The following is a 15,006-nucleotide window of genomic DNA, read 5'->3' as shown; positions in this document are numbered from 1 at the left end:
TCTTCTTTTACTGCTGTTTGGGATGGTTGATTCGTCCAATAAAAGTGAATGTACACCTGGCTTGATAGGCGACAGGTTGATTCTCAATAAAAAAGTGAGGGTGTGTTTTAAAGGTAATTTTTCCTGCTTGCCATTGCTCTTTATAAGTAGGTTGAGTGATATAGGGATTGCTTGGATTAAAATAGGCGGTAGCTTGAATATTTTTTTCTGTGGCAACGGACAGCATGGTATCATCTCCTTATGGTGAGTTGTTGATGATTAAGTTTTGTTAACTTAAATGTGTGTTTTCTTCTTCTTTAATCAAGTTGAGGTTCTTTTTAGTCATCTTATCTGAATAGGGGACTCAATCTTGGTTTATCCCATCTAGGCTTGATTTAACACGTAATGTTTGTTTCCAACTGAGAAACCATAATGTCAGGTTATTGGGGTGAGCGTCTTCCTGTGTTTTCTGATAAAGTGTTTTAGCGTAGGCTTGGATGCTTGAGTTCCAACCTTCTGTCTTGATCAACTTATCTTTATCATAAGATAAACCATATAAATCCATGGCTTGAATATCCAAAGGAGGAAAAGCATATTTTAATTCCCAACGTTGATTATTAAGTAAAAGAGTGCATTTTTCTAAAATGGAATACAGCACCAGTAAGCGATCATTTAACGAAGTGATTTCCGTATAATGATGACCATCACATATGCTACATTTTGTAGAGTAATATCATGCTCTTGGGAGGCAATGGGGGTAATTTCTTTGGCTTCGTTCATTTATAGTGTAATACTTGAAGCAATCTTTTTATCACTCGAAAGAGAATCTTTCATTGTTTCAAAGAATTTTCTATCTCTTGCGACTGAATAAATATTAACCAAATCAGCAAGCTGCGCTTCTTGAAAAAAATGTGAAACGACAGTTAAATAATTATTTTGATCCATAAAGTTGGGTTCCTCTTAAAAGCGATCCATTGATTCCCACCATTCTTTTATGTTGATATCGCTGCCAATTTGCTTTAAAGCCAGTTCTAATGATTTTCTTGTCCCTTTTTTTTGATGAATTTTAATGCTATTTTGAATTAAATTACGTTGCACGTTGGCCGGTAAGAGCGGGCCCCAGTTTTCTGTACAAAGTAGATTTTGGGGTATTGACTAAATCAAAAGGTGAAATGATAGCTTCACTTAAATCTGAAATTTTAGCGCACGTTAAAGCGAGTAAGTTCTCAAAAGGAGTAGCATTATTCGGTAGTAAAGAATGTTTTTCAGTGATAGCTTGAGTGATCGTTTGTTTTTTATCTAGAGGAGCTAGGTAATTAAAAATGAAATGAGTCGCACCTTGAGGGAATGGGATGACCTGTTTAATGATAATTGGATTATCAGGCGATATGACTTCATGGTAATCTAATTTACTGAGAGTTAAAAAGGTGTCTTCTTCTTTTCCAAGACTTAACTGAGCATTTTTTATGTTTTCAAACGCAGATATACTTAATTTTATTTCAATATAAGGTGAAGTATCTTGTTGAACTTTTTTAAGTTTAGGATAGTTAATTTAACAAGCGCCATAATTGCGTATTTTTAGTGGATTATTTAAATTGAGTATACGCAAAAGTTGCTTTTTATTTAAGCAAATGTCTTGACAAGATATGGTCGATGTGAACAAGAGATAGTATAGAGTGAATTTTTTATGCAAAAATTCACTCTATTTTTTGTTTGTCAGTTAATTTCACGTATTAATTAACTCTGGTTGTAAATGAGAAATGCCCCAATTTTCTAACGAGTACGCGCCTTGCCAAAAATTCCATTCGAGTTGCATTGACCGTTTAAATGCAGCAATCATTTTTTCATGTTGTTGAGCCGAACAATCGCTAGCAAGTTCATTGAATATCTTAACTGCCAAAGTGACGGAATGATCAAACTCAGGACTTGCATAGAGGTCAATCCATACTTGATAAGGATTATTTATATTTGAGCGTGATTTCATTAATGCTTGTTGTCCTACCTGTTGATAGACCCAAAAGCAGGGCACAAGGCTGGCTATGGCTTCTTCTACTGTGCCGAGTATAGCGAGTTTAAGTAAATAGTTGCTATAAATAAAACAAAAAGGACTTTGTTCTTTTTGTTCTGCATCAAACAAACTATATTGATGCAAAAAGGTATAATGTAATTGTTTTTCAGACTGTATGGATTCATTGGCAAAACGTAGAAAACATTCACGATGTTCCTGTAAAGGTAAGCGTACAGCTATTAATGCTAAAGCTTTAGAGAAATCATTGAGATAAAGGATATCTTGTTCTAAATAGTAAGTAAATTTATCAAGTGGCAGCGTCCCTTTAATTAATTCTTGATTAAAAGGGTGTTGATAAATTGCTTCTAGCATACTTGCTGTATAGTTGCGAAGGGTATCAAATAACATAACTTTCTCTCCTTAGTGCATAAAAATGATGGATCGGACCTTGGCCTTTCCCTATACGAAAATCTTTTGCTGAAGTAAGCGCATTAAATAAGTAATGCTTAGCTTTTTTGATGGCTTCATATTCGGTTGCTCCTTGCGCAAGATACGAAGCAATTGCTGCGGATAAGCTACAGCCGGTGCCATGAGTATTTTGGGTATCAACGCGTGGACTAATAAAAGGGAAGTGGGTTTGTTTGGCGTGATCGTAAAAAATATCTGGGCATTGCGCGCCGGTTAAATGACCTCCTTTTAACAACACAGAAGTATGATAGTGTTTAGAGAGGGCTTCGGCAGCGGCATGCATTTTTTTTGGTGTATCGATGGTTTGACCTAAAAGGATTTCTGCCTCTGGAATATTTGGCGTGATTATATCTACTTTACATAGCAGACCCTTCAGCGCTTCAATGGCATCCTCTGCTAACAAACAATCACCACTTTGTGCCGTCATCACAGGATCTAAGACGATAACAGGGAAAGAATACTTTTCTATATTTTTAGCAATGACTTCAATAATTGATTTTTTTATAGAGCATTCCTATTTTTATCGCAGCAACCTCAAGATCACTGAAGACGGCATCGATTTGTTGCTGTAAGAAAGGTAAAGAAATCTCTTCAATCGTGCTGACGCCTTGAGTGTTTTGTGCAACTAATACGGTGATAATGCTGGCGGCATAGCTGCCTGTAGCGGAAATGGCTTTAATATCGGCTTGGATTCCAGCACCACCAGACGGATCCGTTCCTGCAAGAGTGACGACAACAGGAGGATGAGAAGAAAGCGTTAACATGAGGACGCCTCCAGAATATGTTGAGCAAAAGTTTGTGCTGTCTTACCTGGATCCGCTGCAGAGAAAATTGCAGAAGCCACGGCGACACCTGCAATGTTTGTTTGTAGTACCGAGGTTATATTTTGTGTATGAATCCCGCCAATCGCGACAACAGGCTTAGGTAATAAGTACACGATTTCTTTTAGTTGAGAAAGTCCTAAAGGAGGTGCTGCATCGAGCTTGCTTTTAGTGGGAAAAAACAACGCTTGGCTTGCCCCTGGTTTTCTATAGAAAGCCCGACTATTTTTTGTTCGCCAATTTGTTGGCGAACAAGTGAACAAGGTGAATCCGATTGGCCAATATGTATGCCTTCTGCATCCGAAGCCAGCGCAACATCCACATTATCATTAATAATTAATGGAATTTTTTTTGATCGCAGGAGTGTAGCGAGCGGTTTGCCTACAGCAAGCATTTCCTCTGTACTGCGGTGTTTCATACGCAACTGTACGCAAGTGACTCCATAGTCAATGACCATGGCTACCGCCTGCACAATCGAGCGAGGGGCACAGACTTGTTCGTCAGCAATTAAATAAAAAGAATAGTCGATGTCGGACGAAGTGGTGTGTTTAGAGTAAAGTTCCCTCTTTATCATATGTTACGATCTCCTATCAACGAGGTGATTTTTTTCTTATCTAGCTGATACACTATATCCAGTAACTCGTTATAAAAATGACCGGGGCTGGATGTTTTTGTAGCGGCGAATTGACCACATAGAGTGAATAAGGCCACTGCATGCGCCGTTGCAAGGACTGGATCCGCATGGACGGCTAAAAAGCTTGCAATAATCGCTGTCAATGAACAACCCATACCCACGACTTTTGTAAATAAAGGCGTTCCGTAATCCAGACTATAACAAGATTTCTCACTGATAATCCAGTCAGTTTTACCACTAATTGCCACGGTACAATGGTAATGTTTTGTCAACTCAAGTGCCGCTAAACGTGCTTCATCGCTCTGATGAAGGGAATCAACGCCTTTGCTACAAATATTCATGTTAACTAACGACATAATTTCGGACGCATTTCCACGCAGTACGGTAACACCACGTTCTAAAATTTCGCATGCAGCTTCTAATCGATAGCGGCTGGCACTTGCTCCGACGGGATCAAAGACAATGGGAATCTTAGTTTGACGAGCGATTTCTTGTGCGATTTCAATAGAGCGCAGCCAGTTTTTATCCAATGTCCCAATATTAATTACCAGCGCTTTAGACAGAGTGACAATTTCGACCAACTCTTCAGGAGCGTGCGCCATGATTGGCGAAGCCCCCAGTGCTAAAAGCAAGTTGGCGATAATGGGCATCACAACGAGATTACTTAGATTATGAATGAGTGGATTTGTTTTACGGATTTTGTCAAGATCCGCAAAGAGAGTAGCACTATTTAGATTAAATGGCGTGACTTTTATCATCATTGCGTTCCTCCGAAAAAGAAAAACGAGCCGATGATTTGACTAAGATTTTTTTTGTTTTCATGTTTCAACTTCCTACGCAGGTATTAACCTGATCAGGTTATAGGGTTAAATATGAATATTTTCTCAGCCCAAGGTTGGGCACCCCTGCCCTGTTGTTTAGATAAAACGTAAAACATGGACCTATTAAACAGCAATTTTTAGCCCATGTCCAAAAAAATAAGATGTAACACAACAAATTACATTCACTGACCTTACCAAGATCTGCTATAGTGATGTCATGGAAATGCAACAGTTAAAATCAATTTTAGAAGCCGCGCTTTTGGCCGCTGGAGAACCGGTTAGTTTGTCGCGGTTGGTGAGTCTTTTTGAAAAAGAGGAAGCAGTTACTAAAAAACAGATTGAACAGGCTTTACTTATTTTGCAGGAAGAAGCCGCCTTAAGAGGGATTCGTTTGCAGGAAGTGGCGAGCGGGTACTGTTTTACAAGCGCGACGGACTTCAGTCCATGGCTAAAAAAACTATGGCCGGAAAAAAAAGTTACGCTATTCTCGAGCGTTCTTAGAAACATTGGCCATTATTGCCTATAAGCAACCGGTTACCCGCGCCGATATTGAGGTGATTCGTGGGGTAAGCGTTAACCCTCAGCTCATTAAACTGTTGTTAGACCAAGAATGGATTCAAGTACTCGGGCAACGCGAAGTCCCTGGAAGACCGACGCTTTATGGCACGACCACTCAATTCTTAGATCATTTTAATTTAAAATCCCTCACTGATTTGCCTCCTTTGCCCGCCCTAGAAACCGTAAAAGAACCTGAGTCTGCGGAGCTATCGGCTGCTTAAAAGATAGAATAAGCTTCGAAATCGGGTTTTTTTTTCTCACTGCACCACTTAGAACCATTTTTTAGGAAAATACCTATGCAGGAAAAAATACAAAAAGTATTAGCTCGTCTTGGGCTGGCATCACGACGGGAAGTTGAGCGTTGGATTGAACAGGGCCGCATTCAGTTGAATGGGAAAACTGCCCAACTGGGTGATCGCATGGATATGAAGAGCGTTTTAACCCTGGATGACCGGCCAGTTACCGTGGCGCCTGCTCAGGCGCCACGACGGGTGCTACTTTACCATAAACCAGAAGGTGAAATTTGTACGCGTCACGATCCAGAAAATCGTCCCTCTGTTTTTTCTCGTTTGCCGACATTAATAGGGCAACGTTGGATTATGGTGGGTCGTTTAGACATTAATACGTTGGGTTTATTGTTGTTTACCAACGATGGGGAGTTAGCCCATCGTCTTTCCCATCCGTCGTATGAAATTGAGCGAGAGTATGCGGTTCGTATTTTAGGTTCAGTAGATAAGGTGATGTTAAGACGGTTAAAGGAAGGCGTACACCTAGAAGATGGTTTAGCGGCGTTTACCCAAATCGAAGCGCAAGAGGGTCAGGGCGCAAACCGTTGGTACCATGTTGTATTGAAGGAAGGACGTAATCGAGAGGTTCGCCGCTTATGGGAGTCACAAGGTGTCGTGGTCAGTCGTTTGATTCGTATTCGCTTTGCCTCAATTGGTTTGCCTAATCATTTAAAACGCGGACAATGGCTAGAATTGAGTGCAAGCGAAGTCAATCAGTTAGCAAAACAAGTCAAGTTAGCTTAATTTATGACGACTTCTGATTTTACCGTAGACTAAGTTTATGCTAAAAAAAATCCAGATCGACATTTGTATTCAAACAAGGTTTGAGCGTATAATCGCCCCAGTTTTTAACCTTACTTAATGAAAAGGCTGATTTTGTGGCTAAAAGACCGGTTAATTTAGACTTATCGACCTTCCAATTTCCTGTTACGGCAATTGCTTCTATTTTGCATCGAATTTCAGGATTTATCTTATTTGTACTGATCCCATTTATTTTATGGTTATTTTCCTATTCGCTCAAAAGTCCTGAGCACTTTCAAAACTTACAAGCAGGGTTTGCTCACCCATTGAGTAAGATCATTTTTTTAGGTATTTTTTTAGCGCTTTTTTATCATTTACTGGCCGGTGTTCGCCATTTAATTATGGATACGGGTTGGGGGGAAAAATTGGCGCAGGCACGGTGTAGCGCGCGTATTATTATCGTGGTGGCGGTGATCGCTACAGTTTGTATGGGAGTGTATTTGTGGTGAAAAAATTAAGTAATGTCACGAGCTTATCGGGTAATGGCTTGCGTGATTGGTTAATACAACGTGTGACTTCGGTGGTCATGCTTTTCTATATTGTCTTTTTATTTACGTTCTTTTTAACCCACACCCCGATGACCTATGAAACCTGGCATCATTTTTTTATGCAAAACTCGGTTGCCGTGTTCAGTAGTTTATTTTTACTGAGTCTAATGTGGCATGCTTGGATTGGGATGTGGACTATTTTAACGGACTATATCAAACCATTTGTGTTACGTTTAGCAATCGAAATTTTAGTTATTGTTGGCTTATTGCTCTATTTTATCTGGGGCTTGGCTATTTTTTTGGGGTCCATTAATCTATGTCGATACCCACTTATACGTTTGATGCCGTGATTGTTGGTGCCGGTGGCGCCGGGATGCGTGCGGCCCTGCAACTTGCAAACTCCGGCCAGAAGGTTGCGTTGATCTCCAAAGTGTTTCCTACGCGTTCACATACTGTTTCGGCCCAAGGGGGAATTACCTGTGCACTGGGCAACGCGCATGACGATGATTGGCGTTGGCATATGTATGATACAGTGAAAGGATCCGACTATCTTGGCGATCAAGACTGTATTGAGTATATGTGTAAAACCGGTCCTGAAGCCGTGTATGAGCTGGAGCACATGGGGCTTCCTTTCTCCAGAATGAGTTCAGGTAAAATTTACCAACGTCCTTTTGGTGGACAGTCTAAGAACTTTGGTGGCGATCAAGCGGCTCGAACCTGTGCCGCAGCGGATCGAACTGGACATGCCTTATTACATACTCTTTATCAGCAAAATTTAAAAGCGAAAACGCATTTTTTTAACGAATGGTATGCGATTGATCTGGTTAAGAATGCAAAAGGGCATGTTGCGGGATTAACAGCTTTATCCATTGAAACCGGTGAAGTGGTGTTTTTTCATAGTCGCGCGACGATTTTAGCCACAGGGGGAGCCGGGCGTATATTTCAATCGACAACCAATGCCTTTATTAATACCGGCGATGGTGTAGCGATGGCTTTGCGTGCTGGACTGCCTGTCCAAGACATGGAAATGTGGCAGTTTCACCCAACGGGTATTGCTGGAGCGGGCGTTTTAGTGACGGAAGGTTGTCGAGGCGAAGGGGGTTATCTCATTAATCGTCATGGCGAGCGTTTTATGGAACGTTATGCCCCGCATGCGAAAGATTTAGCGTCGCGTGACGTCGTCGCGCGTGCGATGGCATTAGAGCTTCGTGCAGGGCATGGCTTTGATCCAGGTGGTATTGATCACGTCAAATTGAAGCTCGACCATCTTGGAGCGGATTTAATCAAAAAACGCTTACCCGGTATTCGCGAGTTATCGATTACTTTTGCACATGCTGATCCGATTACGACACCGATTCCGGTGGTTCCAACGTGTCATTATATGATGGGTGGGATTCCAACTAACGGGAGAGTGCGCATGTGTTTCCGTGCATGGTGCCAATCGCTTAGGAGGGAACTCCTTATTGGATCTTGTGGTCTTTGGCCGTGCAGCAGGTTTACATGTTGAAGAAGCTTTACAGAACGAGTTAACTTTACCCTCGGTTTCGACAGACGACTTAGAGCGTGGATTAACCCGTTTAAACCGCTGGAATGAGACCAAAACGGGTGAGAGTGTGGCTGAAATTCGCCAAGAAATGCAGAAAACGATGCAAAATGATTTTGGTGTGTTCCGTACCGAACACTATATGCAAGAAGGGCTTAATAAGCTTAAAAAACTGAGGGAACGTTTGAATTACGCGGTATTAAATGATCATAGCCAAGTATTTAATACTGACGCGGATTGAAGCGCTTGAGTTAGATAACTTGATGGAGGTCGCGATGGCTTCCGCCTTGTCTGCATTGACACGACAAGAAAGTCGTGGCGCGCACTGCCGCGAAGATTTTCCAAAACGAGATGATAAAAATTGGTTAAAACATCTTCTTTGCTTTGGTGACGATTGGCGGATTGATTACCGAGCCGTTAACCGAAAACCCTTAATGGTAGCGGCCATGGAACTCAAAGAACGGGTTTATTAATATTATGCAATTTTCTATTTACCGATTTGATCCTGAAAAAGATCAGAAACCTTATATGCAGGACTATACACTGACGATCGAACAGGGTAAGGATATGATGTTGCTCGAAGCGTTAGAAGCATTGAAAAAACAGGATCAAACCCTTTCGTTCCGCCGCTCTTGTCGCGAAGGAGTGTGTGGTTCCGATGGTATGAATATTAACGGTAAAAATGGTTTGGCTTGTATAACACCTTTATCGACACTCAAATCGCCAGTTGTGATTCGGCCTTTATCTGGACTGCCCGTGATCCGCGATTTAGTCGTTGATATGGAACCTTTTTACAACCTTTTTTAATCAATGATCAAGATGCGCCAGTGAAAGAACGTTTACAAACACCCGAGGAGCGTGAACAGCTCGATGGTCTGTATGAATGTATTTTGTGCGCTTGTTGTACCAGCGCGTGTCCCTCTTTTTGGTGGAATCCAGATAAATTTTTAGGTCCGGCTGCGTTACTGTGGTTGTGTCGTTTTCTGGTTGATAATCGTGATACCGCTAAAGAAGCACGTTTAGCAGAATTAAATGATTTATTTAGTTTATTTCGTTGTCGGACCATTATGAACTGTACGACGGTTTGTCCTAAAGGATTAAATCCCGCCCAGGCCATTGGTCATGTCCGTAATATGCTGTTAGAAGAAGAAGTTTAGTTTACTCGAGCGCGTCGGAAGGACAGAATGCGGCTTCTTGATTGCCTAATATATGGATTCGATTGAATGAAAGCGGACTCTGTGGGCGAATAATTCACCTGAAGGCACTGTTTGATGCAATTCTTAGGTTGCCTTTTTTGCAGAAGAATAAGAAAATCCTTTAGTCTTGTATTTGACCAAGTAGAAAAAAGACTAAAACCTTTGCTTCGCAGACGAGGTCGAGTTAACCTCCTCGGATAGCGAGGCGTTCATTAACCAGGGTAATGATTCATCCAAATGACTGAGCACGAAAAATCTACATTTCAAACCTTACGTTTTGACTCCTACTTATTTAGTGGTAATGATGCCTATCTTGAATCACTTTATGAACAATATTTGCATGATCCGACGCAGTTAGCCGCAGAGTGGAAACATTATTTTGATCAAGTGACCGATCCGCAAGATGTTTCACATGCCGATATTCGGGATTTTTTTCTAAAATTAGCGAAGCAAACTCGTTCTGTTGCCATGCCGAGTGCGGCAATGAATACCGCAGAGGTTCGTACGTTAAAAGCGCAGATTTTGATCCAATCGTATCGTCGTTATGGACACTATCAAGCGAATCTGGATCCGTTGGGCTTAGCCCCAAAACGTCCCATCGCCGCGCTTTTACCTGAAAGTGTCGGGTTGACGCTGGCTGAACAGCAAGAACCTATCCAACTGAATGGATTATTGGGTTTAAATCAAACTTCGGTACCAACGTTGTTGGAGACCCTTAAAAAAATTTACTGTGCTTCGTTGGGTTTTGAAACTCAGCATCTATCGGATGAGGTGGCACGCGAGTGGTTACAACAGCAAATTGAAGCAAACGCTGGCGCGTTGCGTTATACCGCTACCGAAAAGAAACGAATTTTACAAGGATTAATCCGTGGAGAAGGGCTAGAAAAATATTTGGGTAGTAAATTTGTCGCACAAAAACGTTTCTCATTAGAAGGTGGCGATAGTTTAATTCCGTTGCTTGATAATTTAGTGGCGCGCGCTAAGCCAGAAGGGGTTGAAGAGATTGTGATTGGGATGGCACATCGTGGTCGCCTTAACGTATTGATTAATATTTTGGGAAAACTACCGAGTAAACTGTTTGAAGAATTCGAAGGAAAGCTCACCGAAGAGAATCGTTCTGGTGACGTTAAATATCACAAAGGTTTTGCAACCGATATGCAAACCGAAGCGGGTATTTTGCATATTGCGATGGCGTTTAACCCTTCGCACCTTGAAATTGTCAATCCAGTCGTAGAAGGTTCGGTACGTTCACGTCAAGAACGGCGTGGTGATGACACAGGAAAACAAGTTTTACCGGTTTTAATTCATGGCGATGCCGCTTTTTCAGGACAAGGGATTGTCATGGAAACACTGGAGCTTTCTCAAACTCAAGGCTACAGTACCGGTGGGACGTTACATATTATTGTTAACAATCAAATTGGTTTTACGACTGATCCGCAGAACTCTCGTTCCAGTTGGTATTGCAGTGATCCGGCAAAAATGATTGAAGCGCCTATTTTCCATGTCAATGGCGATGATCCCGAGGCCGTATTATTTGCCTTACAAACGGCGCTCACTTTTCGGCAAAGGTTTAGACGTGACGTCGTGATTGATCTCGTCTGTTATCGTCGTCATGGTCATAATGAAGCCGATGAACCTTCTGCCACACAACCGTTGGTGTATCAAGCGATTAAAAAACGAGCGACGGTCCGTGATCAATATGCACAGAAACTGATTACCGAGGCGGTGCTGACCGAAGCAGAAGTACATCAAGCGATGGAAGATTATCGCAGTCAATTGGCTTCTGGGAAACCGGTTGTCAGCCGACTGAGTGTACAAGAATATAATAATCCTTACCGTATTGATTGGCATTTTTATCAAAATCAATCTTGGAATCAAGCAGTACCAACCGGTGTCGCCCTTGAGCCACTGAAGAAGCTAGCAAAAACGTTAGAAACACTTCCGGCTGCGTTTACATTGCAACCTCAAGTTGCCAAGATTATCGAAGATCGTCGAAAAATGACATCAGGACAGCTTCCTTTGAATTGGGGGTATGCGGAAAACTTAGCTTACGCAACCTTACTTCAAGAAAATTTTGGGGTACGTATTTCAGGACAAGATTGCGGACGAGGCACTTTTTTTCATCGTCATGCCGTATTACATGATCATAAAACGGGGGAAATCTTCGTACCGTTAGCGCAGCTGGCACAGCCCGATCAAACCTTTGCTGTGATTGACTCGACCTTATCTGAAGCGGGAGTAATGGGTTTTGAATACGGTTATGCAAGCGCTAATCCGAAGTCTTTGGTGATTTGGGAAGCGCAATACGGTGATTTTGTGAATGGCGCACAAGTGGTCATCGACCAATTTTTAAGTTCTTCTGAACAAAAAATGGGGACGGTTGTGTGGTTTAGTATTATTATTACCTCATGGATACGAAGGGGCGGGCCCTGAACATACTTCCGCGCGCTTAGAGCGTTTTTTACAGTTGTGTGCGCAAGAAAATATGCAAGTGTGTGTGCCGACGACCCCTGCACAAATTTTTCATCTGTTACGTCGCCAGATGTTACGTGATTATCGTAAACCGCTGATTATTATGTCGCCAAAAAGTTTATTACGACACAAATTAGCCGTTTCAATGCTCGCAGAATTAACGGAAGGTCACTTTCAAACCGTGATTCCAGAAATCGATTCGCTTGAACAAGCGGTGACACGCGTTATTTTATGTAGTGGAAAAGTTTACTATGACTTACTGGAGCAGCGTCGCGCCCAAAAACGTCAAGAGGTGGCTTTAATTCGTATTGAACAACTTTACCCGTTTCCTCATGAAGCCCTGCGCGAACAACTGAGCCAATATTCGAAGGTTCAAGATATTATTTGGTGCCAAGAAGAGCCAAAGAATCAAGGTCCATGGTATTGTACACAACACCGTCTTTTAGCGTGTTTGGGGGCGGGTCAACGTTTACGTTATGTGGGTCGTGCGGCTTCTGCGGCATTGTCCATGCGCAAGAACAAAAAACACTGATTCAAGAGGCGTTAGAACATTAAAACAGGCTTTAACCTTTTAAAACTATTATTAATTTCCATGAAAAAGAGGAATCAAAACGTATGAGTATTGAAATTAGGGTTCCTGCCTTACCCGAGTCGGTTGCCGATGCGACCATCCTTGTTTGGCACGCCAAAGCGGGTGATAAGGTGAGTCGTGATCAAAATTTATTGGACTTGGAAACGGATAAAGTGGTTCTTGAAGTGCCTGCACCGGAAGAAGGGGTTCTCACGCAAATTCTCAAAGAAGAAGGTGCGGTGGTAAAAGCCGGCGAACTGTTAGCTTATCTTTCGACAGCAGTCTCTTCTACGGTGGTTCCAGAGCAGGCTGCGGTATCGAAAAATGAATCACAAAGTGTAAAGAATGAAGCGGACAAGGCCGGGCCCGCTGCACGACGTCTTGCCGCAGAAAAGGATATTCCATTAGAAACGATCGCCGGCACCGGAAAATCAGGTCGTATTACCCGTCAAGATCTGTTAAATCCCGCTTCATCCTCGTTAAGTCAAGTGACCGCTGCGACGACAGAGGTTACAGCTGGAGCGAATCGTTTAGAAAAACGAGTACCGATGACGCGTCTTCGTGCTCGTATCGCTGAACGTTTGCTTGCTGCGCAACATAATGCAGCCATTCTGACTACGTTTAATGAAATTGATTTACATAAAGTCATGGAACTCCGTGCTGCGTATAAAGATAGTTTTGAGAAACGTCACGGCACACGTCTCGGTTTTATGTCTTTCTTTACCAAGGCCGCCATTGAAGCATTAAAACGTTTCCCAGCGGTCAATGCGTCGATTGATGGGAACGATATTGTTTACCATAATTACTTTGATATCGGTATTGCGGTTTCCACAGAACGTGGTTTAGTTGTTCCGATCGTTCGTGATGCGGATCAACTCAGTTTTGCAGAAATTGAGAAGAAAATTGCTGACTACGGACGTAAAGCAAAAGACAATCAAATTGCAATAGAAGATATGACGGGTGGAACATTTACGATTACTAATGGCGGTGTATTCGGTTCTTTACTCGCTACACCGATTATTAATCCGCCGCTCCTATGATCACCGTATCATTGATGGAAAAGAATCTGTGAGTTTCCTAAAAACAATAAAAGAACTGTTAGAGGAGCCTGCACGCTTGTTAATTGATGTCTAAATTTTTAAAGGCGGCGATTTACGCCGCCTTTAATTATCTTTGCCTATACCCAGAAGCCTAGCCCAACTTAATCGGAGAAAAAGAACTCATGAATTTACACGAATATCAAGGCAAATTATTGTTTAGTGAATACGGTTTGCCTGTTCCCCCAGGAAAAACGGCGGCCACCGTTGAAGAAGCCGTGGCTGCTGCAGAAGCGCTCGGTGGGCAGGCTTGGATGGTGAAAGCACAGGTCCATGCTGGAGGGCGGGGTAAGGCTGGTGGTGTAAAATACGTGACCAGCTTAGAGAAAGTAGCTGACATTACCAGTCAACTGCTCGGTTGGGCAACCGGTGAATGAAGTGTTAATTGCGGCACCGTGTGATATTAAACGTGAACTTTACTTAGGTGCGGTATTAGATCGGAGTACACGGCGGGTAGTTATCATGGCAAGCACCGAAGGGGGCGTCGAAATTGAAAAAGTCGCCGAAGAAACGCCTGAAAAAATTCTTAAAATTACGATGGATCCCTTAGTCGGGGTGATGCCGTATCAAGCGCGTGAATTAGGCTTTATCCACAAATGAAGACCTTCACCACCATTTTAGTGAATTTAGGAAAAATGTTTGTGGAAAAAGACCTCAGTTTAGTGGAAATTAATCCTTTAATTATTGATGAGGCCGATCAAGTAATTTGTTTGGACGCGAAAGTAGTGGTGGATGATAATGCGTTATTTCGCCAACCTGCTGTAGCTAAAATGCGTGATGCTTCACAAGAAGATGCGCGTGAAAATCGTGCGCATGAATGGGAATTAAACTACATTGCGTTAGAAGGTGATATTGGTTGCATGGTCAATGGCGCTGGGCTGGCGATGGCTACAATGGATCTGATTAAAATTCACGGCGGGAGTCCTGCAAATTTCCTCGATGTCGGTGGTGGGGCGACGCAAGAGCGTGTCACCGAAGCATTTAAGATTATTCTCTCGGATGAGAAAGTTAAGGGTATTTTAGTCAATATTTTTGGTGGAATTGTACGCTGCGATATGATTGCCGATGGCATTATTGGTGCGGTAAAAGAAGTGGGAATTGAATTACCGGTTGTGGTGCGTTTAGAAGGGAATAACGCAGACCTCGGTGCAAAAAAATTAGCGGAGAGTGGTTTGAATATTATGGCTGCTCAAAGCTTAACCGATGCCGCGCAAAAAATAGTAGCGGCCGTCCAAGTTTCCACAGCCCTTTAGTCTAATTGA

At 42.3% G+C, this 15,006-nt stretch carries 17 protein-coding genes, 4 pseudogenes and 1 riboswitch; of the genes and pseudogenes, 11 read left to right on the top strand and 10 right to left on the bottom strand.

The features are described 5' to 3' along the window. Positions 1 to 7 precede the first annotated feature (7 nt). The 10 genes from S3O_RS0100930 to thiM form a co-directional block, all read right to left on the bottom strand. The gene (locus tag S3O_RS0100930; RefSeq protein WP_010597167.1) at positions 8 to 226 is read right to left on the bottom strand and encodes a hypothetical protein; all 219 of its coding nucleotides are present in this window, start codon (positions 224 to 226) and stop codon (positions 8 to 10) included. Between the two features lie 117 nt (positions 227 to 343). Further along, entirely contained in the window at positions 344 to 637 is a 294-nt protein-coding gene (locus S3O_RS0100925; RefSeq protein ID WP_010597166.1) for a hypothetical protein, read from the bottom strand. 122 nt (positions 638 to 759) lie between these two features. Continuing rightward, positions 760 to 924: a hypothetical protein gene (locus S3O_RS16905; RefSeq protein WP_156792667.1), complete on the bottom strand. Its 165-nt coding sequence runs from the start codon at positions 922 to 924 to the stop codon at positions 760 to 762. 15 nt (positions 925 to 939) lie between these two features. Beyond that, positions 940 to 1,131: a phage tail protein I gene (locus tag S3O_RS16145; RefSeq protein WP_083827578.1), complete on the bottom strand. Its 192-nt coding sequence runs from the start codon at positions 1,129 to 1,131 to the stop codon at positions 940 to 942. A gap of 574 nt (positions 1,132 to 1,705) precedes the next feature. Beyond that, complete coding sequence (gene tenA, locus S3O_RS0100910) at positions 1,706 to 2,395, bottom strand: thiaminase II (RefSeq protein ID WP_010597164.1); 690 nt, start codon at positions 2,393 to 2,395, stop codon at positions 1,706 to 1,708. Continuing rightward, complete coding sequence (thiD, locus tag S3O_RS19320) at positions 2,385 to 2,900, bottom strand: bifunctional hydroxymethylpyrimidine kinase/phosphomethylpyrimidine kinase (protein WP_268869424.1); 516 nt, start codon at positions 2,898 to 2,900, stop codon at positions 2,385 to 2,387. Before thiD ends, tenA begins: the two co-directional genes overlap by 11 nt. Before the next feature lie 40 nt (positions 2,901 to 2,940). Next, a complete protein-coding gene (locus tag S3O_RS19315; RefSeq protein ID WP_010597162.1) occupies positions 2,941 to 3,219 on the bottom strand; it encodes a bifunctional hydroxymethylpyrimidine kinase/phosphomethylpyrimidine kinase in 279 nt (92 codons plus the stop codon). Continuing rightward, positions 3,213 to 3,461: a thiamine phosphate synthase gene (locus S3O_RS19310; protein ID WP_192805841.1), complete on the bottom strand. Its 249-nt coding sequence runs from the start codon at positions 3,459 to 3,461 to the stop codon at positions 3,213 to 3,215. The genes S3O_RS19315 and S3O_RS19310 overlap by 7 nt, the downstream gene beginning before the upstream one ends. Beyond that, entirely contained in the window at positions 3,416 to 3,850 is a 435-nt protein-coding gene (locus S3O_RS19305) for a thiamine phosphate synthase (RefSeq protein WP_010597160.1), read from the bottom strand. The genes S3O_RS19310 and S3O_RS19305 overlap by 46 nt, the downstream gene beginning before the upstream one ends. Further along, positions 3,847 to 4,671, bottom strand: a complete 825-nt coding sequence (gene thiM, locus S3O_RS0100890; protein ID WP_083827576.1) for a hydroxyethylthiazole kinase — start codon at positions 4,669 to 4,671, stop codon at positions 3,847 to 3,849. Before thiM ends, S3O_RS19305 begins: the two co-directional genes overlap by 4 nt. Before the next feature lie 52 nt (positions 4,672 to 4,723). After that, a riboswitch (TPP riboswitch) is annotated at positions 4,724 to 4,827 on the bottom strand. Between the two features lie 127 nt (positions 4,828 to 4,954). Here thiM and scpB (S3O_RS18435) point away from each other — a divergent pair. The 11 genes and pseudogenes from scpB (S3O_RS18435) (at position 4,955) to sucC (ending at position 14,997) form a co-directional block, all read left to right on the top strand. Beyond that, the gene (gene scpB, locus S3O_RS18435; protein WP_235776139.1) at positions 4,955 to 5,257 is read left to right on the top strand and encodes an SMC-Scp complex subunit ScpB; all 303 of its coding nucleotides are present in this window, start codon (positions 4,955 to 4,957) and stop codon (positions 5,255 to 5,257) included. Continuing rightward, positions 5,238 to 5,510, top strand: a complete 273-nt coding sequence (gene scpB / locus S3O_RS18430) for an SMC-Scp complex subunit ScpB (RefSeq protein ID WP_010597157.1) — start codon at positions 5,238 to 5,240, stop codon at positions 5,508 to 5,510. Before scpB (S3O_RS18435) ends, scpB (S3O_RS18430) begins: the two co-directional genes overlap by 20 nt. A gap of 75 nt (positions 5,511 to 5,585) precedes the next feature. Continuing rightward, a complete protein-coding gene (gene rluB, locus S3O_RS0100880; protein WP_010597156.1) occupies positions 5,586 to 6,320 on the top strand; it encodes a 23S rRNA pseudouridine(2605) synthase RluB in 735 nt (244 codons plus the stop codon). Positions 6,321 to 6,454: 134 nt separating this feature from the next. Next, positions 6,455 to 6,826 (top strand): succinate dehydrogenase, cytochrome b556 subunit, encoded by a 372-nt coding sequence (gene sdhC, locus S3O_RS0100875; RefSeq protein ID WP_010597155.1) that lies wholly within the window; start codon positions 6,455 to 6,457, stop codon positions 6,824 to 6,826. Next, positions 6,802 to 7,215 carry a succinate dehydrogenase, hydrophobic membrane anchor protein gene (gene sdhD / locus S3O_RS0100870; protein ID WP_235776138.1) on the top strand — a complete coding sequence of 138 codons (414 nt, stop codon included), beginning with the start codon at positions 6,802 to 6,804 and terminating at the stop codon, positions 7,213 to 7,215. The genes sdhC and sdhD overlap by 25 nt, the downstream gene beginning before the upstream one ends. Beyond that, a pseudogene (gene sdhA, locus S3O_RS13010) lies at positions 7,182 to 8,881 on the top strand (succinate dehydrogenase flavoprotein subunit). The gene sdhD and the pseudogene sdhA overlap by 34 nt, the downstream one beginning before the upstream one ends. A gap of 4 nt (positions 8,882 to 8,885) precedes the next feature. Further along, a pseudogene (locus tag S3O_RS13005) lies at positions 8,886 to 9,565 on the top strand (succinate dehydrogenase iron-sulfur subunit). Between the two features lie 276 nt (positions 9,566 to 9,841). Continuing rightward, positions 9,842 to 12,037 (top strand): 2-oxoglutarate dehydrogenase E1 component, encoded by a 2,196-nt coding sequence (locus tag S3O_RS13000; RefSeq protein ID WP_010597150.1) that lies wholly within the window; start codon positions 9,842 to 9,844, stop codon positions 12,035 to 12,037. Continuing rightward, complete coding sequence (locus S3O_RS20610) at positions 11,985 to 12,608, top strand: 2-oxoglutarate dehydrogenase E1 (RefSeq protein WP_010597149.1); 624 nt, start codon at positions 11,985 to 11,987, stop codon at positions 12,606 to 12,608. The genes S3O_RS13000 and S3O_RS20610 overlap by 53 nt, the downstream gene beginning before the upstream one ends. An 83-nt stretch (positions 12,609 to 12,691) precedes the next feature. Next, positions 12,692 to 13,781 (top strand): annotated as a pseudogene (gene odhB / locus S3O_RS12995) (2-oxoglutarate dehydrogenase complex dihydrolipoyllysine-residue succinyltransferase). Between the two features lie 88 nt (positions 13,782 to 13,869). Further along, positions 13,870 to 14,997, top strand: a pseudogene (sucC, locus tag S3O_RS12990) (ADP-forming succinate--CoA ligase subunit beta). The last annotated feature ends 9 nt before the right edge of the window (positions 14,998 to 15,006 follow it).

This window comes from Rickettsiella massiliensis 20B, assembly GCF_000257395.1.
Classification (GTDB): domain Bacteria; phylum Pseudomonadota; class Gammaproteobacteria; order Diplorickettsiales; family Diplorickettsiaceae; genus Diplorickettsia; species Diplorickettsia massiliensis.
The sequence above is the reverse complement of the archived record's forward strand: the minus strand, read 5'-3'. Positions and strand labels throughout refer to the sequence as shown.